This window comes from Catenovulum sediminis (genome assembly GCF_007289895.1).
GTDB classification, from domain to species: domain Bacteria; phylum Pseudomonadota; class Gammaproteobacteria; order Enterobacterales; family Alteromonadaceae; genus Catenovulum; species Catenovulum sediminis.
On the sequence record NZ_CP041661.1, the window covers coordinates 549,251 to 574,447 of the forward strand.

The window sequence follows — 25,197 nt, forward strand, 5'->3', positions numbered from 1 at the left end:
ATCATTCAACATGGTTAAATGTTATTTTTGTAAGTTTATATTTGGGGATAACCATGTTGCAATCACGTGCAATTATATCTAACGGCCAAGGTCAATTTGAATTGACCACAGTCGAAGTGGGCCAACCACACGCCGGCGAAGTACAAGTAAAAATTAAAGCCTCTGGTATCTGCCACACCGATTGGGACTCTATTCAAAACTGGAATAAATCATTTATCGTCGGGCATGAAGGTGCAGGTATCGTAACAGCAATCGGCGAAGGCGTAACAAAAGTTCAAGTGGGCGACAAAGTCATCTTAAATTGGGCGATACCCTGCGGAAAATGCTTTCAGTGTTTAGAAGGCAATGTACATATCTGCGAAAATCATTCACCTGTCTGTGGCTGCGATTTATCCGGTCATGCCCACCCAGCAGCTTGCACACATGAAAATGCACCTTTAGAACGTTCGTTTCACCTAGGAACTATGTCTGAATATACGGTTGTTAAAGAAGCAGCTGTTGTAAAAACAGATGTAGATATTTCATTCCCAGCCGCGTCAATTGTAGGTTGTGGTGTAATGACAGGTTGGGGTTCAGCCGTTAATGCTGCCAATGTAAAAGCCGGCTCGACTGTTTGTGTCATTGGCTGTGGTGGCGTTGGTTTAAACGTGATTCAAGGCGCCGCGATATCAGGCGCCGCTAAAGTAATTGCCATTGATATCAGTGAAAGTCGCATTCAACAAGCAAAACAATTTGGCGCAACCCACGGTGTAATAGCAGCTAAAGAAGATATCGACTTTGTTCAAGTATTAGAAGATGTTAAAGCGTTAAATGGTGGACGTGCCGCAGATTATGCTTTTGAATGTACAGCGATACCTGCACTGGGCTCGGCTCCCCTTAAATTAATTCGCAGTGCGGGTGTTGCCGTGCAGGCAAGTGGCATTGAACAACGAATCGATTTTGATTGTGAATTATTTGAATGGGATAAAATCTATATCAACCCACTCTACGGACAATGCAACCCAGAGCGAGACTTTCCACGCATTTTGTCTTTGTTTGAATCAGGAAAACTTAAACTAAATGAATTAGTGACCAAAACATACACATTAGAAACGCTGGCTCAAGGTTTTGACGATATGTTAAATGGGCGTATTGCCAAAGGCGTTGTTATTATTGATAGCGAAGATGCGCAAAACAACGGAGAAAATGCATGAGTATCTTAAGGCTTGAAGTTTCCAACCCAAAATTCACGCCCGACAATACGCAAATTGTGACGATACATTCGTCACACCTAAACCGCAGACACGACGTAAGTTATTACAACACCCATGCAAGGGGAAACGATTTACCCATAATAGTGTTATTGCATGGCGTTTATGGTAACCATTGGGTATGGTTGAATTTAGGAGGGGTAGATCTAGCTTACAAAAAAGTCAAAGCTGAATTTGGCATCCAAGATTTTATTCTGGTCATGCCGTCAGATGGCGGTTTATTCGATGGCAGTGGTTATTTACCCACTCATAATCATGGTGACTATGAAAGCTGGATTGTTGACGATGTAATCGAGGCCAGCATCCAAACACTAGAACAAGTGACTGAACAAAGCCGAGTTTATATTAGCGGATTGTCAATGGGTGGTTACGGAGCACTGAGATTAGGCGCAAAATACCCAGATAAATTCAGTGCAATTTCAGCTCACTCGTCTATTACCGAATTGGCGGATTTAAAATATTTTGTCGACACCGATTTAACCGCGTATCAGTGTACCAATAACGATGAATCTAATCTGTTGTACTGGATGGAAAAGCAGCAAACTAAATTACCGCCACTGCGACTAGATTGTGGCCTAGATGATGAGTTGTATCAAAGTAACCTTAAGTTAATCGATAAAATGAACGCGGCAAAAATACCCCACCAATTTGAAGTATTTGAAGGTGGTCACAGCTGGGAATATTGGCACGTGCACGTACAAAAAACCTTTCGCTTTTTTAATGAAATAGAAAGCCGATATTAGCCTGTTTAATGCCCGCTTAACTTTACTTTTTAGGGAAGTGGGCATTCATTTTGTAAAGATTGATAAAATATTAATTTGCGATGTGTCATTTCGTCAATCCTGCGACATACTAGAATGAATAAAGGCTTGTTTAGCCGAATAAAATTCACCATTACACAATTAATCATCACAAAGTTAATCATCGGAGTCGAATTTTTGGATATTCAAGAGCTAAAACTAATTAAAAAAGCACAGCAAAAGGATATCTCAGCTTTTACTCAGCTGGTTAAAAATCACGAACGGGAAATAAGAATTTGTTTAGCGGCACGCTTAGATGAAATCCACGAGGCCGAAGACTTAGCACAAGAAACTTTTATTGTCGCATTTCGCCGAATTGAGGAATTTAGCCCCGAACGTCCAATTAAATATTGGTTCAAAGCTATCGCGCTTAATTTGCTCAAAAATCACAGACGAAAGGTTTCGCACATCGCTGCCGGTGATGCGAATGATATTGAACAACTCATTGCAACTAAAATTGAACGCCAAATAGACGAACAACTCGAAAGACAAGATGAAAATATTTTGGTAAATGCTTTAAATAGTTGTACTGAAGCTTTGAATGAAAACGCGAAAAAACTGATTAAACAATATTATAGTGAAGGTTACAGCGTGGCTGATTTAACACAAATATATCAAACCAGACATTCTACTATCACCATGCGTCTGCATCGTATGCGGGACAAGTTGCGCGAATGCATCAACCAAAAACTATCCGAAGAGGTATAAAGGTGAGCAAGCTCAACAAACACGACGAAAAATTACTGGCTGATTATCTATCCGAGAAAACCGATGTAGAGGGTTTGAACAAACGCACAGAGAATAATGGCGATGTGCTAACTCACCTCGCGCAGCATAAAATAATTGAGCGGTTATTGATCGCCAAATATCAAATGACGGATGCGAAAGTATTTCAAAAAGAGATCGAATTACGCCTAACACATACTGAGCAGGATGATTTTGCGAAAAAGGTAGAAAAAAAACTAAAAACCATCCAGCAAATAAAACACACTAACGAAGCCGCAAACGATAAACATTATGTGAGAAACGCGTTACTGGCAACTGCAGTAATACTGATTGTTACATTTTTTGGGCTCTTTTTAACGCAGCGCAACAGTGGTTATGATGTCCAGAATCCTATCGAGCTTGCAACTATCGGTAACAACTTAAACAACAATAATTCCGAATTTGGTCATTCAGTAGATAAATTCAAACAGGCTGATAAACAAGCAACTGCAGACACCTCAAATCTCTTTCCTACCCACACCGACAAAAACAGCGATAAAAAATTATCTAAGGATAATCCTAGTTCAATCCCCTTAACCGCATCTATCACACAAGCAGAACCGCCAAAAGAAATTGATTTACTGGCCGGATTAAATGCAGATTTTGAAACTGGAGAAGTTGCACCTTGGAAACTTAATCACAATTCAGTAGGTTTTATTGAAGTCAGACCCGAAGCAGCAAACAGCGGACAAAATGGTTTATATATAAACACCCAAGCTGGGCCAGCTTACTTGATAATGTCTCCGCTAAATTTACCTCAAGGCTTTATGCAAAACTCAAAGCTGTTTAAATTAAGCTTTGATATTTTTAGACTAAACGAAAATACGAATCCAGCTGGTGTATATGCTCGCCTAGCAAATCATAAAAAAGGATATTTAACAACAGCTTACGGGCCATGGTTAAACGACCATTCCGCCGGTCGCTGGATCCACTTTGAAAAATATATTTACGGTGAAAACTGGCCAGCAAGCAACACCCAATTAGAAATCGCATTTAACCGACCTGGTGAAGAATTTTATATAGACAATGTACAGCTAAAATCAGTCGTAAATAATAAAAACTTATTAACGGGGCGCAACCCAGATCTTGAGAGCGGACAATATGGTTCGTTTATCGTTGAAAAAATTGCGACTGGCTACGACAATTACGCACAAGTAAAAACCACCTCAGAAGCTGCAATTACTGGGGAATATGGCCTATATGTAGATACTTTCCTAGGCCCGCTAGCAATCAAATTGAATCAATATGCATTTGCAGGTATTCAATTTGATGCAGCAAAAAGCTATTTATTTTCTTATGATCTAAGGCTAAAACGCGGCGACTATTCAGCCGTACACAATATTCCCAGTGGATGGCAAACGGCAGTTCCGGGCTGGGCGCCACACAGTTACTCGACAACTCATCAAGAAATTGCTGAAAGTGGATTAATAAAAATCAGAGTAGAAATCCCAGGCGCGGAAATTGTCAAAAAAAGCTATTTTGAAATCGGTTTTCACGTCAATACGAAAGCTATCTTTCATGTAGATAACTTTGAGTTTTCAGAAATCGAGTAAAATACAAGCTTTGCGCATAAACAAGCAGCCTCAGTAAAACTGGCGCCGAGTAGTAAACATATACTAATATTAAGTGAAAAGCTTTCATGAGATCAGGATGAAAGACTCACATCAACAAGATCTGATTAAAGATCACCAACCTGAGATGATCCACAAAAGATTATCTCAGGGCCCAAAACGAGAAAACATCTCAGATGCGGTATTAGGCGGTATCGATGGTTGTATCACCACGTTTGCCGTAGTTTCTGGCTCTGTCGGCGCTGGCTTTCCTTCATCTGTCGCTGTGATCCTCGGGTTTGCAAACCTTTTCGCCGATGGGTTTAGTATGGCTATCAGCAACTATGAATCGAGCAAAGCTGAATCGGAATATTTAGAAAGTGTCATAAAATCAGAAGAGCAACACATACAAGAAGTGCCGGACGGTGAGCGTGAAGAAATAAGACAAATATATCGCGCTAAAGGGTTTGAAGGCGAGTTATTAGAAAAAGTCGTAGATAAAATTACAACAAATAAAGAAGTATGGCTTGAGATTATGCTCGCGGAAGAACACGGACTTTGCAAAAACAGCAAAAGCCCCATAATTTCAGCCAGTGTCACATTTTTATCCTTTATTGCCGTAGGTGCAGTGCCACTTCTGCCCTATTTAGGATCTTCTCTCACAATGAACCAACAATTTATCATGAGCGCATTTTTAGCAGGTATTATGTTTTTTGTCATTGGAATGCTAAAAAGTCTAGCATTGGCCAAACCGTTACTGCTGTCTGGATTACGTACACTACTCACCGGTGGAACCGCTGCCGCACTGGCCTATTTTACCGCTTATTTTTTACGTGAGGTGTTTAATATCGCTGGCAGTTAACGCAATTCTTCACAATCATTAAAACTATGCCTTTTCGTAAAACCAACAAGTTGTCCAAAATTTCGCTCTTCTTTCTATTAATTATTTGACCAAGAAGGGTAGCATTCTTTGCTGTTTTTCTGTTTTTTTGTTTTTTTGTTTTTTTGTTTTTCTATTAAGAATAGAAAATAGAGAATGAAAATAAAATCTGGTTCAAACAGACCGGACTCAAAGAAGAACAACCTATGACAGTTTAAACTTGCTCACAAGACTCACCAATTTAGTATTTAGTGTTTCGATACTCGCCGTTTCATTGCGCATACGATCGCCTTTTTCATTAAGTTCATCAACCATTTGGTGAATATGTGTCATATTCTTATTTATTTCACTTATTACCGTGTTTTGTTCACCAGCAGAGCTGGAAATCTGTACGTTTAACTCGTTAATTAAGCTGACAAAATTGATTAAATCACTTAAGTTATCTGCGACTAATTGAGCTTCGCTCACTGCATATTGGCTCGCGTCGCCAGTACGTTCAATGGCGACAACAACAGAGCTGGCTCTATCTTTCAATGCCTGCAGGGCTTCTTCAATTTCTTTCGTGCTGTGCTGTGTTTTGCTGGCCAAAGCACGCACTTCGTCCGCTACGACAGCAAATCCACGCCCTTGTTCACCCGCTCTTGCAGCTTCAATGGCTGCATTTAATGCTAATAAATTGGTTTGTTCGGCAATTCCCCCAATTACACCCAATATCGATGCGATATCTTGCGTTTCATTATTCATCGCGGTGATATTATTGGTTGTCTGCTCTACTTCTCGAACGAGATTTTGTAAGTTATCCTGAGCACTTTGTATGTTATTTTTAGATGTATCTGCGAGTGTATCAGCCTCACGCGTATGCTTTACAGTATTATCAGCATGCTCAGATACTTGTTGAGCGGTATAGCTAAGTTGTTCAACAGCTGATACTACAAATTCTGTTTCTTTAGAGTGGTTTTTCAATATATCTGAGGTTTGTTTTTCGTGTTCACGTAGCACATTAACCCCATTTGATAGTTGAATGGTCACTGATTTAACGTCACTTATCATCGAGTGCAAGTTGCCGATAACCCGATTGATACCCCGAGCAATATCACCCAAATCATCATTCGATCTTACTTTTAAGCGGCTTGTAAGGTCGCCTTCCCCCTCAGCTAACTGCGCTACGGTAGTTTTCAGATCAAGCACTGGACGATAGAGTTTTGCTAATACAATGACCAGTACCAAGATAGAAACTAAACCAATCACCAAGGCTAACAGTCTTAACTTCCAGACCGCAGATTTAACCTGTGCGAAAGCTGTTTTACTGTCTACAGCCACTAGCAGGTTCCAACTGACTCCAGCGTCCAAATGAATCTTTTTAGAGACAAGTACATAGTCTTCGCCTTGAATATCAATTAAATTAAATGAGTCTTCGCTTGCCAATATGGTTGGAGCAAGCGGCTGTGTTACATTTATGATGTTGATGTTTTCCCGCACAGGTATAAAGTCTGCGGTTGATTCAAGCACGGTCCCTTTCCCATCAATCAGAACACCTACCGCACCGTCAACCACCTTCATTTCTTCAAGCAGCGTTTTTATATGTGTTAATCGTACATCAACCAACACAACGCCATTTTCAATCGGATGAAGCGCACCCAGCATCGGTTCCTGACTTTTGGTGGTAAAAAATACATCGCTTAAACCAAGCCCTGTCAATGAGCGGCCAAACTTAAACCACGAACGAGTGCGAGGATCATAACGCTTGATATCGCCCACCCCTCCTGGAAAATTAGCGTCGTGCTTTGAAGCATACGACCGGCCATCGGCAAAGCCGATAGTGACTTTGTGTACTGATGCCGAAATTGCTGCTATTTTTAATAGTTCCTTTAGCCTAACCTTATCTTGAAATTGCTCATAAAGTTTGGCAACGCCAATAGCATTCTTAGCACTTTTTTGAACGTGATCGGCAATCCGAATAGATTCATAGGTGGCTGAATTTAAGATCGTCCGTTTGAGATCGGCTGACGTATTTGTTCTAAAAAATCTATCAGAAACCAAAACCGTGATTAATAGCGATGCAAGTACAAGTATAGAAACCACCAGTACCAAAGTTCTTCTAAAACCAAGTTGAATCATGCACATATTTCCAAATTTTATTTAGGGTATGTATTTATCAGTAGGTAAATATTGTCCATGAATAACATGCTAAGAGACGAAACACTCTTCGCTCAATTTCACTTATATTTTCAAGTACAACTTGGAAGCTAAGTGCAAAAACAACGCTGAGTACCGAACGCAGTGCTAACAGGTTATTTTTAATCCATTTAATGATTGTAGTCTAAAATTAGGGTGATTCAATGTACAAACCACCCTGTCTAGCAAGTTTCAGAAAGACAGTTTTATGATCGAGTTTAGAGCTGCCAATTATTGAGTTGCTGCTGGGTTGTCGGCCTAAAGGCTCGACCTACATTAAAACCAAAAACTTGTAACTTGAAACTTGAAACTCGAAGCTCGTAACTCAAAACTGCCGATTATTGAATGCTGCTAGATTGTCGGCCTAAAGGCTCGACCTACACTTTCTTGAAACTTGAAACTTGAAACTTATAACGCATAACTTATAACTTGAAACTTGCTGCTCGTAGCTTAAAGCTGCCGATTCTTGAATTGCTGCTAGGTTGTCGGCCTAAAGGCTCGACCTACACTTTCTTGAAACTTGAAACTTGAAACTTATAACGCATAACTTATAACTTGAAACTTGCTGCTCGTAGCTCAGAGCTGCAGATTATGGAATTGCTGCTGGGTTGTCGGCCTAAAGGCTCGACCTACACTTTCTTATAACTTGAAACTTGAAACTTATAACTTGAAGCTCGAAGCTCGAAGCTCGAAGCTCGAAGCTCGAAGCTCGAAGCTCGAAGCTCGAAGCTCGAAGCTCGAAGCTCGAAGCTCAATCTATTGTATACAATTAACAAATTATTATATAACATAACGTAAGGTTTTATTAATATACGATACAAAAAAGGTCGGTTAAATGTTTTTATCTCATAATAAATTGATACTGAGTGTAGCTTCAATATGTATAGCTTCAACGCTTAATCTGGCAGGCTGTGGCGGCGGTGGTAGTTCAGTTAATACAGACGATGGAAACTCACCGGGTGAAACTGTCAAAGACACAACGCCAAACACTTTTAGTTTTACCGCACAGACAAACGTAACTTTAAATAGTCAAATAGAATCAGACACCATTACGATTAGCGGTATTGACGCACCGACCAATGTAACAATAACCGGCGGTGAATATTCAATCAACAATGGTAATTATACCAATGCGGCCGGCCAAATTGAAAATGGTCAAACGATAAAAATCAGGATACAGAGCGCTGCTGATTTTTTAACACAAAGCAGTGCAACCGTTTCAATCGGCGGTGTTAGCAAAACATTTGTGGTAACCACGCTGGCAGAATCGATTGTAGATGATGGTGTTGTTCAAGTTGACGTTAATTTAAATACTAAACATGTGATTGATGGCATAGACACACTTGATCGTCAAAAATACATTAACATTCATGCGTACAACTTAGAAAATGGCTGGGGTCAAAATGATGTACATAGCTTAAACGCGCCGAATGAATTAGGTGATAACTTAATGCTAGATTTTATGCAGGGTTATGATGTGTATTTTGGTCGTGATACTGGCTCAATCGGCTGGAACTTAAGAAATGTTTCTCAGGATGCGGCCCGACCGGGATTTGTTGATGAATCGTCCGCCAGTCAGCGCGCGGGCGATGTAAAATGGATCTACGATAATAACACCAGTGTTAAATACGAAAATGCGCGTAAAGTCGAAGATCGTATGCAGGACATGATAGTCGGTGGTCAGCAGCACCCGTACTGGCCGGAAGGAACGTTAATAAATCCGGTAAATGGTGATCCAGCTTGGGCCTTTTCTCAATCCGATACAGCCGCTGAGCCTTTCGGCACGGCGACTGGCCACTATATGTCGCAATACTTATCTAAGTTTTTTGCACAAAATGACAGCGATATGGGCCAACAAAAACCCGTTTATTTTGAAGTGATGAACGAACCTTTGTATGACTTAACCACAGATCGTGAAGGTGATGCAGATTACGTTGAGCCATTAAAAGTATTTAAATTTCACAATACGGTTGCCGCCGAAATACGCAAAGATCCTAAAAATGACGATATCATGATTGGTGGATATACGGTTGCCTTTCCTGATTTTGATAAAGATAATTTTAAACGTTGGGAAGAAAGAGATAAATTATTTATCGACACGGCCGGTGAAAATATGGACTTTATCTCTATCCATTTATACGATTTCCCAACTTTCCAAAACTCTGAACGATATCGTCGCGGTAGCAACTTAGAAGCGACTTTGGACATGCTAGAGCATTATACGTACTTAAAATTTGGTCAGGTCAAACCAATTTTAATATCAGAGGTTGGCTCATCTGTTCACGCTCGGCTAAATGAAGACTGGACACCTCAGCGTGACGCTGAAAAAGTCTTGTCTATCACCACCATGAATACTCAGTTTTTAGAACGCCCGAATAATATTTTAAAAGTGATTCCATTTATACCGGTGAAAGCTGAATGGGGCCGCCGCACTGTAAATGGAAAAAGCATCGCTTATTCAAGCCGCTTAATGGTGCAGAAAAAAGAACGCGACGGATCAGATGATGACACTTGGGTATATTCAGATCATGTTAAGTTTTATCAATTATGGTCAGATGTAAATGGAACACGAGTTGATAGTTATTCAAATGAAGTTGACGTATTAACCGATAGCTATGTTGAAGGTAATAAAGCTTATATCGTTTTAACCAACCTAGAATTTGAAGATGTTGAAGTTAAACTCAATACATTAGGCGTTGAAGGCAATACGTTAAATGCTATCAGCTATAAAGAGCTGAGCTATACAGATGCATTTGAAACTCAGTTAATTGAAAACACCTTAACTGAAATACCTGAAAAAATAACCTTGCCGGCTGAAGCAACTACGATAGTGACGCTTGAATATGCTGACAACATTAATATTGCAGAATCGAACACCGAAAAACGCTATTATGCAACGACTTACCATCAAGCGATTAATGCGAATCAAGCGATTAACTTTGAATTTAAAGATGTCACAGTTAATGATCATGGTGAAGCGGTGCTTAGATTAGGGATAGGTCGCGACCATGGAAAATCATTAACTCCGGTTGTCAATGTGAATGGTACTTCAGTTAGCGTACCGACCGACGTTAAAGGTTATGACCAAAAACAAGGTAAAACCCAAACCGGCCGTCCGAACTTTTTTGGTGTGATTGAAATTCCGGTTTCTTATGATCTGCTACAAGCAAACAACACAGTGTCAGTAGAATTCTCTGATGCCGGTGGTTATGTCAGCTCAGCTGTGATGCAAGTGTTTACAACTTCAGTTGAATTAAACAGAAATTAGGACCAACAAAAATAGCATTAAAATAGCAATAGAATAGTATTAGCAGTCAGTCGTATTTTATGCGACTGACTTTTTGCTTAAATCACGCTGAGAAAAACAAGCTTAATCAAATTGCCAAACAAGTTTTAGGGCTTTCGTTAGACGACGTATCCCAGCCATAAAATATAAAACTTGGAAACTCATCAATATTAATACCCACCATAAACAAAACAATAGCATTTGTGTTTTTCACTTGGCTTGAAATATTCCGGCTAAAAAGTTACCTTAAAATTAAAAACCCGTTAAAAATTAGTTGAACACCGATAGGAAATCCCACCTCTCTGGCGAAAAAATATGAGGGCGTGTTACATAATTAAAATACACACGCCCGACATCATTTTTAAAAATAAAGAGGGCAAAACAATGTTAAAAAATACCGCATTTACCCTGTCGGTACTGGCGATAGTTGCATTAGCGCTGATATTTCCGGATATATTTCGCCAAATTGGTGATTACAAATTAACTGGGTTAATTGTTCCGCTACTAATGATAATTATGTTTGGCATGGGCACCTCTGTTGGCGTTGCTGATTTTGTTCGTGTTGCGAAAATGCCAAAACACATAGCGGTTGGTTTAATCTGCCAATTTACCATTATGCCTTTTATAGGTATGTCGTTAGCTCTGATGTCGGGCTTACCCCCGAAATTGCGGCTGGCATTATATTGGTTGGTTGTTCACCTGGCGGATTAGCATCTAATGTTATGGCCTACATCTCGGGTGCAAATTTAGCTTTATCTTTATCCTTAACGGCCTTTTCTACTTTATTAGCACCTTTTATGACGCCCTTATTAATGTCATGGTTGGCCGGACAACATATTCCAATCGATGCGGTTGCAATGTTTTGGAGCATTACAAAAATAGTAATTTTACCCGTTGTTGCTGGGCTTTTGTTTAACCATTTTTTACATGGTAAATTTCCGATAATTGATAAGTTAATGCCACGTTTATCTATGATTGGCATTATTGTGATTATCGCAGTTATTACAGCCGCAGGCCGAGATAATTTAATCACATTAGGTTTTACTTTAATTGGATTAGTTGTTCTGCAGAATGTGCTTGGCCTTTTATTGGGTTATGGCGTGGCTAAATTGATTCGGATGGATGAAGCTTCTGCGCGGGCTATTGCGTTTGAAGTCGGTATGCAGAATTCCGGTTTAGCTTCGGGTATTGCAGTTGAAATGGGCCGGGTGGCCACTATGGGTATCGCTCCTGCAATCTTTGGCCCTGTAATGAATATTAACGGTTCAATCTTAGCGTCTCATTGGCGAAAAAGTGCCGATGCTGGCCTGCATTCTGACAAGCAATCTGAGGAGCAAGCAGAACAACTTAAACAAGTGCCAAACCGTTAATCGATGGGTTTGCGCTTTAAGGCGTATTTATAGGTGAATGGGGTTGATGATTCAACCCCAGCACAATCAAGCAATCAAACAAACCAACAAACCAACAAACCAACAAACAAGCAATTTTATACACTCAACAAATTAGCAGGTTTAAACTCCACGCTTGCATCAGCCAGTTTTTGCTTATCTAACTTGTCACCTGATTTGATAAATTTAGTCCCAATCACATATGCTTTAGCGTTATTAACTGCATCAACTGACAATAAAGTGTCATCGTTAAAATACCAGACTGAAAACTTGTTATCCGCATCGCCTTCCTGCCGCACAACCAAATTATTATAACCTTGTGATAAACCGACCATTTGTAATTTTACGTCGTACTGATCTGACCAAAACCATGGAATGGTATCGTAAGTTATCTCTTTACCACAGACAGAAGCTGCAGCCACTTTTGCCTGATCAACTGCATTTTGTACCGACTCTAAACGAATAAAACGCTCGTAATGCGGGTTGTGATGAAAACTACAATCCCCGACTGCGTAAATATCGGGATCGTTCGTGCGGGCACAATGGTCCACTTTAATGCCATTCTCTATTTCAAGCCCAGCTTGTGCCGCCAATTCGGTATTTACCCGAATACCAACACCAACAATAATTAAATCAGCTTCGTACATCTGACCGTCATCACAAACCACCTGATTAACTGATTGTTCAGTGATAATTTCGCTGACATTTTTACCGGTCAGTATATTTACACCGTTTTTCGCATGCAGCTTTTCAAAAAAAGCAGACATTTCAGGTGCGGTCACGCGCGCTAATATGCGAGATTCCCGCTCTAAAACAGTGACACAACTGGCTCCCAATTTTTTCAACGATGCAGCTGTTTCTAGACCAATATAACCGCCACCGATCACGACAACACGTTTCTTGTCACTTTGCTCAAAAGCCGCTTTAATATTACTGACATCGGCTGCCGTTCTCAGCGGATATAAATGAGAGGCCGTGTCTAAGCCCTTAACCGGCGGCATAAATGGTCGCGCTCCGCTGGCAATTACCAATTTGTCATATGCCTGAGTTTGGCCATCGGCTAACAGTATGTTTTTGTCTGCCCTGTTAATAGATTCTACTTCTACACCTAGGTTAAGTTCGATCGACTCTTTTTCATAACTTTGCGCCGGCTTAAGCGCATTTTTTTCGATACCATCAGAGCTGGTTAAATAGGCTTTTGATAAAGGTGGTCTGTGATAAGGTAAAACGGGATCAACATCATATAATTTGATCCGCCCGAGCCAACCCGCTTTGCGAAGCGCAAAAGCAAAATTTACCCCTGCATGGCTCGCACCAATCACGACACATGTTTGATCATTGTTTAAACTATCAGACATAAATACCACCATACATTATTAATTTGATTGTCTTTTGCTTGTTCTTTGATTATCCGGTGCCAAATTAAGGCGCTACGCGTAAAATGACACCATCAAGCTGATCACTGATTTCTATCTGACAGCATAAACGGCTATATTCGTTGGCGTTGTCATCCAGTTCCAACATATCTTTTTCAATCTCACTGGCTTCACCAGTTTTCTCGACATGCTCTGGCTCAACGTAAACATGACATGTTGCGCACGAACATACGCCACCACAATCGCCATCAATGCCCTGCACACTATTTTGAACCGCCAGTTCCATTAATGAACCTGAATCGCCTTCTACTGTAATTTGCGCTTCGTCTGTTGTAATAAATGTAATTTTAGCCATGCTAAACCTCTCAAATACTTGGATTAAATTTAACCGTTAAACTGTCAAAACCGACTTTGCGTTGAAACTGATCTAAATCTTCGACATTATCTTTAGCATCTAATATCTCAATTGATTTAACTTTTTGTGCCAATGTCATCAGCAATATATGCATGATCTGACGAGCATGAGTTGCCCCTAAACAATTGTGGTGGCTAAAGCCAAACGCGACGTGAGGGTTAACTTTGCGATCCAACACAACTTCGTTTGGTTTATCAAATACATTACCATCGCGGTTAGCTGACGCCCAACACAAAGACACGCGGCTATCGGCTTTCGCTGCATGTTCACATACTTGAGTATCTTCGGTGACAACACGTCCCATGTGGGTTAATGGTGAAAAATAACGAATCAACTCTTCAACCGCTTTACCGGTAATTTCAGGCGCTTGTTGCAAACGGCTTAACGATTCAGGATGATCTGCAAAATAAGCAATTGAATTCGTTACCGCGTTAATCACCGTATCGCGACCACCCGCAAAAGTTAGAATCATTACACCTTTTACTTCTTCTTTTGTCAGCTTTTTGCCATTTACTTCACTGTTTAATAAGACCGAATATAAATCATTTGTCGGATTTTCAATTGCTCGGTCAATTTCAGCGTCTATGTAATCGTATAAAATATTGGCTTTGTCACCATCTAGCGCAACACCTTCGCTGCGAAAAACATGCGTGCCCCAACCTATCCACACGTCTGATTCTTCATACGGCGTATTTAATAACAGGGTTAAAGCCCGCGATTGTAATTTCAATGAAAAATCGCTGACCACTTCAACCGAATCTTTAGCTAATACTTCATCAACAATATCATTTATTTGTTGTTTAAGTTTTGCTTGATACGCTTCTTCTAGAGGGCGTTTGAACCAAGGCTCAACCACTTTACGGTACTCACCATGCATCGGCGGGTCCACCTCAAAAGGAATTTGCCGAGTATCTCGAATATTCACTTCTGATGGCACAACAATGCGGCCCGGCTCAGCACCCGATTGGAAGGTTTTCCAATTGTGCGCAGTTTTGCGTACGTCTTTAAGGCGCAGCAACATAGTTACAGGATCGTTTTGGTCGTTCATCTCGCCGAAGCCAGTTTCTACACGGGCTTGTTCAAACGGGTCTGGTAATTCGCTTCTTTTCATCACTCTGCTCACTTAAGGCCAGCTTAATCAAAATATATGATGCTTGCCATTTGTTAACAATATATTGACAGTATATTGCCAGACGCCTAATAAAAATACGGAAGGATCCGCCAAAAATATCAGATATTTGCTCTATCAAAATATTTTTGGCGTTACGGGGAAATGTCTAGAATAAATTTATTCAACAATATTAAGTGGATAAATGACTACATCATGCATTTTTCCATCACTTGCGGTAAATGAAGCCCGAATTTGATAAATATGCGAATCTGGCAATCGTTTATTCGGTTTTAAATCCGCCAAGGATATTTCAGCTTCAAACTCACCGGATTCAGTTCCTAAGGCTTTTTGATTTACCACTATGATATCTTTTACCGGGATCCATTTAGATTTGAAATGCCGTAACCAAACTCTAACGCCCCCTTCATCTGAATAAATCACCTTATTACCAGAACCTGCATGATACGCCACTTGTATTGTCAGCTTGTCACCTGCTTTTAAGTTTGCATCGGCAAAGGCTTGTTCGTTAAGAATTTTTATGTATGGCTCAATGTAAGGCTCTACGGTTATTTCTACTTCATCCGTCAGATTTGGTTTGTCTTGTACAATCGCTTTAATACGGCTTTTTCCAGCGGCGTTCGCAGTGACAGTACCGCTTTTAGAAACACTCGCAATATCAGAATTTTGACTTTGCCAGATAATATTTTTGTTATCGGCCAAAACAGGCTCAACATTGGCACGCAAATCAATACTTTGACCCACAATTAAAGACAAATTATCTGTCTTTATATCAATTGATTTAGCAGCCACCGGATACCAAGGCTCCAAAGTTACTGTCATTGTTTCATCCAGTTGGTTAGCAGAGCTTGTAACGCTAATATTTGCCGACTCACCCGCTTTGCCAACAGCGGTTATGAGCCCCCGTGAATCGACAGTGACAACATTGTTATTATCTGAGTGCCATTGCAACACTTTTTTTGAGTTGGCCGGTGTCATTGCAACATCCAACTGATAATCCGTGCCTTCTCTTAGATTAAGTTTAGAAGGTATCAATTTAATTGTTTTAGGATCGAGTGCATCCGTGTCGTACTTTTGATTAACGGCTTTGTCATTAAATGTAACGGTTTCGCCATTTCGCCATCTAATTTTAATTTCATCAATATGCTCAGCTTGACCTAAACCAAAATGTACAATGTTAAGTAAGCTTTGCGAAAATATAGCGCCGGCTGATCCAACTCTCTTTTGATAGGTTTTGCCTTTCGCTTTTATCGTTACAACGGCTGAAATTGGATCAATATTTTTAGTCGGCGAATAACCAACCCGCACTGTCACAAAGTTATTTTCAATGCTCTTACGCTTGTTTTTAAATGAGTTTTTAAGTGAATCTTGAATCGTATTTTCATTTAGATATAAGTACCATTCACCACCTTCACTGCCATTTAATAAATCGATATCACCATCGCCGTCAAAATCGAACGCCTGCCCCATATCACCATATCCTGGCCCATCAACATCATTTGCACCATGCTGCGTCAAAGTTTCAAACTGCCCTTTTCCGGTATTTAACAACATATAGTCTGATAAACGGCCATGTATATTGCCCCAACGATAAACAAATAAATCCTGATAACTATCGTTATTAAAATCGCCCACTGTTACACCCGTAGAATTTGCCCCTTTAGGAATATTCCAGCTAGCGGATACATCAGTAAAATGAATAGATGGGCTTGTTTTAGCAGGCTTACGTGCTGCCGTGAGTTGCGAAACGCTGTCGTTGCGCAATAGATAATCTGAGCCATTGCGATTTTGGGGTTCAAAGTGCGGTGTTGCTTGGGTAACACCTTCTAACGTGAACTTGAAGTGCCAGAAAATATCGCCGTTTCGCACTAAAGCGGCTTTCCATTTATCGCTCCCCAGATAACCAAAATAAACACCATTTATTGAAATATCAGACGGCCAACCTTGCGCGTTATTTGCTTGTATATTGAGTTTTTCGCCGGGTTTAATATCTTGTTTTAATTTATCTTTACCTAAATATATTGGATAGTCTTTACCCCGTTGTGGGCCGCGCGCTAAATAACCAAAATTAAAAAACTGAATGGATTTTTCCGCTATAAATTCAAATTCATCCACCCCCTTCATGCCACTCGGTTTAATCGACACCTGCTGTTTTAAAGGGTTAAAATCAAAAGAAGGGGATTCGTTTCGTTTATCTTCAACCTCTTTACTTCTAGCAAGGTATAAATCGAGATCGCCATCATTATCAATATCTATATCCGCAACCGCCTTAATTTGCCCCACAGCCACTATCTCTTTAGGTAGCATATTTGTCGCTTCAGTAAAGGTAAAATCGCCATTGCCCAACCAGACTGACAAAGGGCTATAGAATATGAAATCATCGATTGAATCATTGTTTAAATCAGTTAGCAGTACGCGTGAGGGGTGAACATCCTGAATACCTTGCACCTCTTTAAATTCAAACTTGCCATTGCCTAAATTTTCATAAAAGAAGTGCTGTGGTTTATCGCCATGTAAGCTGGTTTCGTTAAATAATAACAGGTCTAAATCACCATCCAGATCCATATCTGACCATTTAGCACCACGGCCCCGCCCCCCTCTAAATATGCCAACATCGCCTGTCATTAAAACAAAAGTGCCATTATTATTTTGGTAAAAATTAGCTTTAGATGGATTTTTACCGTTACCACCGCCTTGCGTCACAATTAAATCAAGATCACCATCATTGTCATAATCTGCCACTGATGTGCCATGCAAATCGTGCATAAACCATCTGGCTAAATTTTTATCATGTTTGCTAACCGTTCCATCGCCATTGTTCCAATATAGTTTACTGCTTTCCTGATTGTGATTATTGACGATAAAATCGTAATCGCCGTCATTATCAATATCCGCAACGGTTGGGCCACCATATTTAATTGAACTGACTTTATCTAAACCCACACGAGTAGAAGCATCGGTAAACTTGGCAAGCGTTAAATCTTTTATATCTTCAAATTTAATTTGCTGAATGGTTAAGTTTGCATTTTGTGCTAATAAAGCAAGTTCAACTTCACCTGATTGTGGGAACTCAATGACAAAGTTGAGCGTTTGTACGCCTTTTGATGGGATATTCAGACTGTCTAATAACAGTGTATCATCTGCAAACAAGCTGAGATTGGCATAATTTTTTGGATTATCCAGCGTAACACTGACTTTTTTTGTTAACGATCCTTGCACTATAACGGGTATTTTAGTTGCCGCGTTAATGTTCAATTCTATCGGTTGTTTTAACAACGCTTCATTTTGACAAGCGATGAGCGAGATTAATGCGAATAGCATCAAACAAAGCGTTTTTACACTTTTGATATCGTTTTGTAGTCTGTTCAAAGTCACTATCCTAGTAGTTATAATAAGTCGTTATAATTTTTGACAGTCTACTAAACTAAGATAAATACTCAATGTACAATTAATTGTTTACAAACAACCACCAAAAATAATTGTAGTGTGAGTCTGTAACAGATTGAAAACCTAATTTTAAACCAGAAAGATTAGATTCACTTAACAATGAATGTTTTTTCTAAACTAACTTAACGTATTTTCACCACTAGAATTGGTCAGCAATTTACATCTGCCGAACACAAAAACTTTTTAAATCAACCATGACTTTTTTCCATCTTTCATATACACTTTGTTTACATTGTAGACATTTGACAATAATTATTATTGAGGGTGTAAAATTGATTATTAGATTATTTATAATGCTCACTGCATTAATTTCATTTAGCAGTAGCGCAGCCGATGCAAAACCAAACATACTGATTATTTTATCAGATGACGCCGGTTATACAGATTTAGGTAGTTTTGGCGGTGAGATTGACACACCTCATCTTGATCAACTGGCTAAACAAGGTATGCGGTTTAGTCATTTTTACAGCAACGCAAGATGCAGCCCAACACGCGCCAGTTTATTAACGGGTGTGGATGCTGCGCACGTTGGTTTTGGTGGTGGTGTTGTAGGCGACTGGGTTCGGGAATTTCCGTTTCCGGCACACCGCGGACGCATGCCTTACGAGCAACCGCTAATATCTGAAATATTGGGCAGCAATGGCTATCAGACGTTAATGGTAGGTAAATGGCATTTAGGCGGCAGTTATATCAAAAATAACCCTAAAGGCATGAGCGACTATTGGAAAAAAACCCACCCGGGCATGGAACTGACCGAAGAAGAAATGGAACAAGACTATTTAGCGTTACCACCGCAACGTGGTTTTCAGAAGAGTTTTGTTTTTCATGGTGCGCAAGGCAATCTATTTTTTACACCCGGTGACAATCACAACTATTTTGAAGACAACCAAAAAGCAAAACTAGAATATAACTACAACTATAAAATGCACTGTTACACCAACAATGCATTTAATAAAAAACGTTATGGTGGCTGCCACGGCAAATCAGGTAAAACATTTTACGCAACCGACGGCATGACCGATCGCGCAATAGAGATGATTCACGAGGCTTCTAAAAAAACCGAACCATTCTTTATGTATGCAGCCTACCGCGCGCCGCATAAACCATTACAAGCGCCCGAAGATTTGGTTCAGAAATATTTAAAACGCTACAGCGATTTACAAAAAATTGCAGATGACCGACATAAAGGGTTAGTTGCCGCCGGAATTTTTCCAAAAGGTGTAGAAAGAGCGAATAACAATTATTTGTGGACCAAACAAGAGAAAGAAAAAATTGAAAAATTCCGCCTACAAGCCGCTTTGCACGCAGCAATGATGGAAAAAATAGATGAAAATGTCGGCAAATTAATCCAAGGCCTAAAAGACAGTGGCGAGTATGAAAATACACTGGTAATGTATTTTTCGGATAATGGCGCGGCCGCGCATATTGGCGATTTAATGAACGCACCCTATAAAGGGGTAAAAGCGCTTCTTTGGGAAGGCGGAGCACGCGCACACGCAATTGCAGCTTGGCCGGGTGTGATTCCGGCAAATACCATTTCAGATGATGTGGTTTGGGTGGGTGATATAGTGCCCACTGTATTAGAAATTACAGACATACAATTTCCGGAAAAATTTAGAAATAAAACCCCGAGAAAACCAGATGGCAGAAGTGTTGTAAAAACCCTTAAAGGCAAAAAAATGGCACCGCCTGAAGCGATTTTCTTTAACGACAAAGGCCAACAGAGCGTTATTTACCAAGGCCGCTGGAAGTTGTTGATAGAGCCAGGTTGGTATCTGCAAACACTGGCTAAACCTGGCATTGTGCACGAGCTTTACGATTTACAAAACGATCCGGGTGAAACCAATAACTTGGTTGATAAAAAAACTGAATTGGTGAAAAAGCTAGAAGCAATGTGCAAAAAATGGAAAGCCGAAAACAAGATTGTTGAATATGCAAAACGCATAGAAATAAGACCAAAAGACCCGTATTAATATTAACGGGTGTTTCAAATACGTAGCTTATGCTAGCCTTGAATAAAAAGACGTACCTTTTTGTTCAAGGCGGGTGATTTGTTCTGCGAAAGTTAGCGGGACATCCCACTAATGTGTCGTTCTACTATGGCTGCAAAAACAGTATGAAGCTTAAAGTCTGGATCAAAGCCAATTTGGCTGATAAAGCATTGTCCTGCCTTAGGGCCGAGCTGGTCGAGTTAATTGACTCTGAGTCTTCAGTGCTAGATATTGGTTGTGGAACCGGAGACTTACTATTTAAAGCAGCGTATAAATTAAGTTATGGATTTGGTGTAGACCTAGATGCGGATATGATTAACTTCGCTAATCGTAAATGTGAGGATAACCAAATATCGAATTTAGCCTTTGAAAGCAATGATGCGAAAAGCCTAAATTTACCTCAATTTAATATTGCTACCAGCACTTTATGTCTGCACGAAATGAACGAAAAAGAAGCTTGCACAGTTTTGAGAATTATGGCTGAAAAGTCCGAAAAGGTATTGGTAGCAGATTACGCGACACCTAAATCTTTTCTAGTTAAACTCGGCATAGAGTTCGATGAAATAATATCCGGCCACTACCGGGCGTTTAGGCGATATCGTAATGCCGGGGGAATTTCAGAGTATGCACGTAAGCTTGGATTAAAGATAAATAGAACTATTCCCAGTGCCATCGACGGCATTGTAATTTGGGAAATATATTCATAAAAAAAGACTATGAAATGGTCTATTAACACTGGCACGGGTTAAAGTTTTGAAGCTGGAACATGCGGATTTTCTAGATGTTCAATTAGTTTTTTCTAATCTAGTACAGCAACAGGTTAGCCGAAAGCACTAGTTGCAACTTTCATAGGGTTCGCTTTTTACTTGCAGCAACATTGGCTTAAATTCTTGTGGTCATTTAATAGAAACAGAGCCTGGCATTAAGGTGGCGGTTTTGAGCGAGAAGTGGATCTTTAATTAACAGATACTTTATGTAACCAATAAATTTGTTATTTCCACAAAGGGTGAGCTTTCCAATTTTCAGGCATCCCCATAGCAACTCGCCATCTCTTAACTTCAGATATTGGTGTTAGTACTTCATTTATTTGTTGTGCCCACTCATTTCCATTACCGGTCGCGTTCAACAAATGTCTAAGCATGAGTAAAATATAAAACACTCTGTCGTTTCTAGGCGTTATTGGCGGTAACCAATTGCTATCTTTATTTTTGTCGGGTTTAATCTGTTCCAAAGCCGACTATGGTGAGCACAAATATTTCTGACATACGTTAAAGTATGTAGCCAGTCCCCCAATTTCTTATGATGGAGGTTAAAATGTTGGGCGACTGCTTTTTTGTCTTCAATACCTGATTTTTGATCATTTATCAGTCCATTGTATCCAAAAGACAAAGCCCCCAAGGACATAACCTCAGTTAGCATCCAAATTGGAATTTTCGGAAACCCTGCATATTTTGATTTATAATGCCGAATGAAATCGTCACTCGATCTAAGCACTTCCGTTTCTAGTTTTTTTAGCCATTCCGCGTGCTTAAATTTTGGATGGAAATTATTTTTATCGGTATGCCCGAAAGCTAAATATTTGTGCCCGATATGGTAAGTAAATTGTGTTCTTACTGCTATTTCAACTCTTTCTATGGCATCCAAAATCAAAGAACGAAGTTTGCGATCTGTTTCGTACAGAAAAACTACATCAACAGAATTTGTATCTGGCTCAAATTTATTGGTTGTCTGATTTTGCTCATCACGTAAGCGAAAAGGGTACCAATAACCACTTAAACGATAATAACTGATACTGGCTAAACGAGTTTCAGCTTTAGCCTAATTGCGAAAAGACATACCTTTTTGTTCAAGGCGGATGATTTGTTCTGCGAAAGTTAGCGGTGGCTTTGTGTAAGGTATTCGTGGCATAAATCTCGTTCACGCCTCACATTTCATATGCTTTAGATAAAGAAAAACCGCCAAGGTTGCGCGACACCCATAAGGGTACTAGGCGTGGCGGTTATGTTAGTACTAACATTGCTAATTTGGGTAGTGGCGTCAATTACAATATTAAAATCATCCATTCAAATACATCTCCGCCATATCATCTAACTTGGCTTTTACTTCTTTCCAGTTCGGCATGACTTGGGTTAACACGAAAAGATGGTATCCCTGTGACCCAAGTGTGTGCTTATGATCCGGCAGCCAGCTTTTAAAATTCAAAAGTCAGCTCCCTCTATTGGCACTTTGCGGATTAACGCACAGAGCGAGGAGTAGACGTTCACTCTAGCTCATTTCTGGACAAAAGCGATTTAGAATTGCTGCCGAAATTTTTCAGCTATCAAACCCAAGTTATGCATGATAGTTCGATTACGAGCTTGCTCATGAGCGTCAGGGGCAAGGATGGCGATTAACAGAAAACAACTAAGGTCATTCCAACCTTGACAATACACTAAGTGCTTATCGCTCGTTTGGTAAAATTGGATAGAACTTAAGAACGGAGCATCACTAGCAGCTAAGTGAATGTGCTTAACTTCCTCTGACTTCAAGATCGGTAATGTATCGGGATGATTATAAGCTTCATCTCGGCCAAAAAAATCTGGTTTTTGACCTGTTTCTTTATAGTGTCTAAAGTCTTTAGTCAAAGATTGAAGCTCACTTTCAGTAAGTGAATCAATTAAGATCTTATGCTTAAAAACTCTAATATTTAATGACTTAGTCACTCTTGAAACTCATCCAAAATACTTTCATCAAGCTCTGTTAATGCTTGAGCATTCAGATGAGAAATGACTTCTAAGCGAGCACTCATTGGCCTAAATGATGAAACAGAGTCAGCATTTTTGCCCTCCAAAGCTTTCATTAGCCCTTCAAAAAAAGTGGCGCTCATCATATAACCAGCAGGCTCATTGTTCGATAAAACTACAACTGGCTCCCCTGATAAACAATCTTTAAAATGTTTTCTAGCTTCGCTTGATGACACTGCTTTTTCTGCATAGATTGTACTTGTTTTCATAATACACCTTTGTACTTTTCTGTGTACTTAATATTGTACATTAACATTGCGTATTTGTACAGAATCAAGTTGATTAAAGTGTGTGCTGTCACGAAATGGGGCAAAAATGAGTTATGTATCTATGTCCGCAATTGGCACTTTTTTCCAACTCGGTTTGTGATGGTCTAGTACAACTGGCACGGGTTTACAAATATGCAGGGATAATTTTAAATTAGACCACTACGGGTCAGCATTTGGCTGGTTGCAGTAGATTGGTAACTAAATAACACCAGAAAGTTGGCTCGTTTCACGACCCTAGTCTTGTCGTTTAGTGCGAGCCATTTCATTTACCTTAGCTATATTGTCCGGGTTGGTAACTACCCACATCAGCTCCAAAACCCGCGACAAAACGATTCCAGCTATCAATATTACAAATAGCTAGCGTAATATCGACAATTTGTTTGTCTTTAAAATGGCGCTGCATTTGAGTTCTTAAATTATCCATATTGTCGTCATGAGTAAGCTTTGTTAGGGCTTCTGTCCAAGCTAATGTTGCGCGTTCTTGCGCGCTAAAAAAATTCTGCCGCATTTAAAGCACCATTAAAGCCCGAGCATTGCTTAGAACAAACAACAGCTCAATAAGTATTGCAGATCTGGCCTGTGAACTCGGGTTTTACGACCAGTCGCATTTTACACATGAATTTAAACAAGTTATCGGTATTACACCGGGCCAGTTTCGTAACAAAATTAAAAATGAGCCTTAGCTAAATGAACCTGCCCCAAATTCTGTTTGCATAAACTCAATAAAACAGCGCAATTTTCGCGATACATATTTTCGGTGTGGGTAGAGTAAATACAAGCCAAACTCGGCAACGGTATAGTCGCCAAACAATCGCACTAATTTACCCGATGTTATAAAGTCGTCTGTCACATTTTGCGTAATTAAAGCAATTCCACCGTCTGCCGCAGCCATTTCGGCTAAAGCGCGCGGGCTGTTAGATGAAAATCGATAATTTACTTTTACTTTGTGTTGCACCCCGTTATTGTCAGTAAACGGCCATTGATCACCTATTGATAAATTACGGTCAACCAAACAGGTGTGCTGTGTTAACTCAGTTGGCGTTTTGGGTGTGCCAAATTTTTTAAGGTAATTTCCAGAAGCACAAACAATCAATGGACATTGGTTTATGCGTTTGGCAATTAAATTTGAATCTTCTACCGCCCCTAAGCGAATTCGAACGTCTATCCCCTCTTCTACCATGTCAATCGCGCGATTAGTTGCGATTAGCTCTACCGCCAATTCGGGATATTGCGATAAAAATTTGCCGATAACCGGTGATAGTTTTACGTCAGCAAAGGTGACGGGGGCGCTAATTCTTAAAACGCCTTTTGGGCTTGATTGCTCCTTACTAACATCATCCATCATGGTGGCATACATTTCTAACATCTGCTGCGCGTGCGCGTAATAGTTTTGCCCGGTTGAAGTTAATGAAATGCGTCGGGTTGTACGATTAAACAAACGCACACCTAAATTTGCTTCAATTTCACCTATGTATTTGCTAACCAAAGCTTTTGAAATGGCTAAACGCTCGCTGGCAGCGGTAAAAGAGCCCGTTTCAACCACAGCGATAACCGCTCGCATGCCATCTAAAGTATCCATTTTTTAGTACTCACATTAACTTTGCGTATTCCAGCACTACAACAGGGGCTTGTATTATCAGAGCCATAAGAAGCCACACTATTGTTCACGGTACGTTGACAATAATTCAATAGT

General features: G+C 40.0%; 19 protein-coding genes and 1 pseudogene. 10 read left to right on the forward strand and 10 right to left on the reverse strand.

Annotated elements, in window-relative coordinates; translation table 11 throughout:
• Positions 1-53 precede the first annotated feature (53 nt).
• From FNT16_RS19475 to FNT16_RS19495, 5 genes are all read left to right on the forward strand, one after another.
• Positions 54-1,193, forward strand: a complete 1,140-nt coding sequence (locus FNT16_RS19475; RefSeq protein WP_143873661.1) for a Zn-dependent alcohol dehydrogenase — start codon at positions 54-56, stop codon at positions 1,191-1,193.
• Positions 1,190-1,993 carry an alpha/beta hydrolase gene (locus FNT16_RS19480; protein WP_143873663.1) on the forward strand — a complete coding sequence of 268 codons (804 nt, stop codon included), beginning with the start codon at positions 1,190-1,192 and terminating at the stop codon, positions 1,991-1,993. Before FNT16_RS19475 ends, FNT16_RS19480 begins: the two co-directional genes overlap by 4 nt.
• A gap of 114 nt (positions 1,994-2,107) precedes the next feature.
• Positions 2,108-2,758, forward strand: coding sequence for an RNA polymerase sigma factor (locus tag FNT16_RS19485; protein WP_143873665.1), 651 nt, complete (start codon positions 2,108-2,110; stop codon positions 2,756-2,758).
• A 2-nt stretch (positions 2,759-2,760) separates the two neighbouring features.
• Entirely contained in the window at positions 2,761-4,368 is a 1,608-nt protein-coding gene (locus FNT16_RS19490) for a hypothetical protein (protein WP_143873667.1), read from the forward strand.
• Positions 4,369-4,465: 97 nt separating this feature from the next.
• Positions 4,466-5,227, forward strand: coding sequence for a VIT1/CCC1 transporter family protein (locus FNT16_RS19495; protein WP_143873669.1), 762 nt, complete (start codon positions 4,466-4,468; stop codon positions 5,225-5,227).
• A gap of 222 nt (positions 5,228-5,449) precedes the next feature.
• Here FNT16_RS19495 and FNT16_RS19500 read toward each other — a convergent pair whose 3' ends face one another.
• Positions 5,450-7,363: a methyl-accepting chemotaxis protein gene (locus FNT16_RS19500; protein WP_185976773.1), complete on the reverse strand. Its 1,914-nt coding sequence runs from the start codon at positions 7,361-7,363 to the stop codon at positions 5,450-5,452.
• Positions 7,364-8,255: 892 nt separating this feature from the next.
• Between FNT16_RS19500 and FNT16_RS19505 the strand changes: the two genes are divergently transcribed.
• Positions 8,256-10,688, forward strand: a complete 2,433-nt coding sequence (locus FNT16_RS19505; RefSeq protein WP_143873673.1) for a hypothetical protein — start codon at positions 8,256-8,258, stop codon at positions 10,686-10,688.
• A 543-nt stretch (positions 10,689-11,231) separates the two neighbouring features.
• Positions 11,232-12,076: pseudogene (locus tag FNT16_RS19510) on the forward strand (bile acid:sodium symporter family protein).
• A gap of 116 nt (positions 12,077-12,192) precedes the next feature.
• Here the strand turns inward: FNT16_RS19510 and FNT16_RS19515 are convergent.
• The 4 genes from FNT16_RS19515 to FNT16_RS19530 all read right to left on the reverse strand — a co-directional run bounded on the left by FNT16_RS19515 (position 12,193) and on the right by FNT16_RS19530 (position 18,389).
• Entirely contained in the window at positions 12,193-13,452 is a 1,260-nt protein-coding gene (locus tag FNT16_RS19515; RefSeq protein WP_143873675.1) for an NAD(P)/FAD-dependent oxidoreductase, read from the reverse strand.
• A gap of 64 nt (positions 13,453-13,516) precedes the next feature.
• Positions 13,517-13,825 (reverse strand): 2Fe-2S iron-sulfur cluster-binding protein, encoded by a 309-nt coding sequence (locus FNT16_RS19520; protein ID WP_143873677.1) that lies wholly within the window; start codon positions 13,823-13,825, stop codon positions 13,517-13,519.
• A 10-nt stretch (positions 13,826-13,835) separates the two neighbouring features.
• Positions 13,836-14,996: a cytochrome P450 gene (locus tag FNT16_RS19525; RefSeq protein ID WP_143873679.1), complete on the reverse strand. Its 1,161-nt coding sequence runs from the start codon at positions 14,994-14,996 to the stop codon at positions 13,836-13,838.
• 177 nt (positions 14,997-15,173) lie between these two features.
• Positions 15,174-18,389 (reverse strand): FG-GAP-like repeat-containing protein, encoded by a 3,216-nt coding sequence (locus FNT16_RS19530; protein ID WP_246072547.1) that lies wholly within the window; start codon positions 18,387-18,389, stop codon positions 15,174-15,176.
• 365 nt (positions 18,390-18,754) lie between these two features.
• On the opposite strand from FNT16_RS19530, the gene FNT16_RS19535 reads away from it, so the two are divergent.
• On the forward strand, positions 18,755-20,434 hold the full coding sequence (locus FNT16_RS19535; RefSeq protein WP_143873681.1) for a sulfatase-like hydrolase/transferase: 1,680 nt from the start codon (positions 18,755-18,757) through the stop codon (positions 20,432-20,434).
• A 143-nt stretch (positions 20,435-20,577) separates the two neighbouring features.
• A complete protein-coding gene (locus FNT16_RS19540) occupies positions 20,578-21,159 on the forward strand; it encodes a class I SAM-dependent methyltransferase (protein WP_143873683.1) in 582 nt (193 codons plus the stop codon).
• A gap of 469 nt (positions 21,160-21,628) precedes the next feature.
• Here the strand turns inward: FNT16_RS19540 and FNT16_RS19545 are convergent, their stop codons facing one another.
• The 4 genes from FNT16_RS19545 to FNT16_RS19560 form a co-directional block, all read right to left on the reverse strand.
• On the reverse strand, positions 21,629-22,243 hold the full coding sequence (locus FNT16_RS19545) for an Abi family protein (protein WP_221935108.1): 615 nt from the start codon (positions 22,241-22,243) through the stop codon (positions 21,629-21,631).
• A 500-nt stretch (positions 22,244-22,743) separates the two neighbouring features.
• Positions 22,744-23,154 (reverse strand): type II toxin-antitoxin system YafO family toxin, encoded by a 411-nt coding sequence (locus tag FNT16_RS19550; RefSeq protein ID WP_246072548.1) that lies wholly within the window; start codon positions 23,152-23,154, stop codon positions 22,744-22,746.
• Positions 23,151-23,444 carry a type II toxin-antitoxin system Phd/YefM family antitoxin gene (locus FNT16_RS19555; RefSeq protein ID WP_143870009.1) on the reverse strand — a complete coding sequence of 98 codons (294 nt, stop codon included), beginning with the start codon at positions 23,442-23,444 and terminating at the stop codon, positions 23,151-23,153. Before FNT16_RS19555 ends, FNT16_RS19550 begins: the two co-directional genes overlap by 4 nt.
• Positions 23,445-23,775: 331 nt before the next feature.
• Positions 23,776-24,012, reverse strand: coding sequence for a carboxymuconolactone decarboxylase family protein (locus FNT16_RS19560; RefSeq protein ID WP_143873685.1), 237 nt, complete (start codon positions 24,010-24,012; stop codon positions 23,776-23,778).
• Between the two features lie 25 nt (positions 24,013-24,037).
• Between FNT16_RS19560 and FNT16_RS19565 the strand changes: the two genes are divergently transcribed.
• Positions 24,038-24,187: a helix-turn-helix domain-containing protein gene (locus tag FNT16_RS19565; protein ID WP_246072550.1), complete on the forward strand. Its 150-nt coding sequence runs from the start codon at positions 24,038-24,040 to the stop codon at positions 24,185-24,187.
• Here FNT16_RS19565 and FNT16_RS19570 read toward each other — a convergent pair.
• On the reverse strand, positions 24,184-25,083 hold the full coding sequence (locus tag FNT16_RS19570; protein ID WP_143873686.1) for a LysR family transcriptional regulator: 900 nt from the start codon (positions 25,081-25,083) through the stop codon (positions 24,184-24,186). The two genes, FNT16_RS19565 and FNT16_RS19570, sit on opposite strands and share 4 nt — an antisense overlap.
• Positions 25,084-25,197: the final 114 nt, after the last annotated feature.

What these genes read in the sequence shown, in the direction of transcription:
- FNT16_RS19535 (WP_143873681.1), top strand. Translation starts at nt 18,755, where the DNA reads ATGCTCACTGCATTAATTTCATTTAGCAGTAGCGCAGCCGATGCAAAA.
- FNT16_RS19485 (WP_143873665.1), top strand. Translation starts at nt 2,108, where the DNA reads ATGAATAAAGGCTTGTTTAGCCGAATAAAATTCACCATTACACAATTA.
- FNT16_RS19475 (WP_143873661.1), top strand. Translation starts at nt 54, where the DNA reads ATGTTGCAATCACGTGCAATTATATCTAACGGCCAAGGTCAATTTGAA.
- FNT16_RS19560 (WP_143873685.1), bottom strand. Translation starts at nt 24,012, where the DNA reads ATGCGGCAGAATTTTTTTAGCGCGCAAGAACGCGCAACATTAGCTTGG.
- FNT16_RS19500 (WP_185976773.1), bottom strand. Translation starts at nt 7,363, where the DNA reads ATGATTCAACTTGGTTTTAGAAGAACTTTGGTACTGGTGGTTTCTATA.
- FNT16_RS19505 (WP_143873673.1), top strand. Translation starts at nt 8,256, where the DNA reads ATGTTTTTATCTCATAATAAATTGATACTGAGTGTAGCTTCAATATGT.
- FNT16_RS19525 (WP_143873679.1), bottom strand. Translation starts at nt 14,996, where the DNA reads ATGAAAAGAAGCGAATTACCAGACCCGTTTGAACAAGCCCGTGTAGAA.
- FNT16_RS19540 (WP_143873683.1), top strand. Translation starts at nt 20,578, where the DNA reads ATGAAGCTTAAAGTCTGGATCAAAGCCAATTTGGCTGATAAAGCATTG.
- FNT16_RS19570 (WP_143873686.1), bottom strand. Translation starts at nt 25,083, where the DNA reads ATGGATACTTTAGATGGCATGCGAGCGGTTATCGCTGTGGTTGAAACG.
- FNT16_RS19495 (WP_143873669.1), top strand. Translation starts at nt 4,466, where the DNA reads ATGAAAGACTCACATCAACAAGATCTGATTAAAGATCACCAACCTGAG.
- FNT16_RS19480 (WP_143873663.1), top strand. Translation starts at nt 1,190, where the DNA reads ATGAGTATCTTAAGGCTTGAAGTTTCCAACCCAAAATTCACGCCCGAC.
- FNT16_RS19555 (WP_143870009.1), bottom strand. Translation starts at nt 23,444, where the DNA reads ATGAAAACAAGTACAATCTATGCAGAAAAAGCAGTGTCATCAAGCGAA.
- FNT16_RS19515 (WP_143873675.1), bottom strand. Translation starts at nt 13,452, where the DNA reads ATGTCTGATAGTTTAAACAATGATCAAACATGTGTCGTGATTGGTGCG.
- FNT16_RS19520 (WP_143873677.1), bottom strand. Translation starts at nt 13,825, where the DNA reads ATGGCTAAAATTACATTTATTACAACAGACGAAGCGCAAATTACAGTA.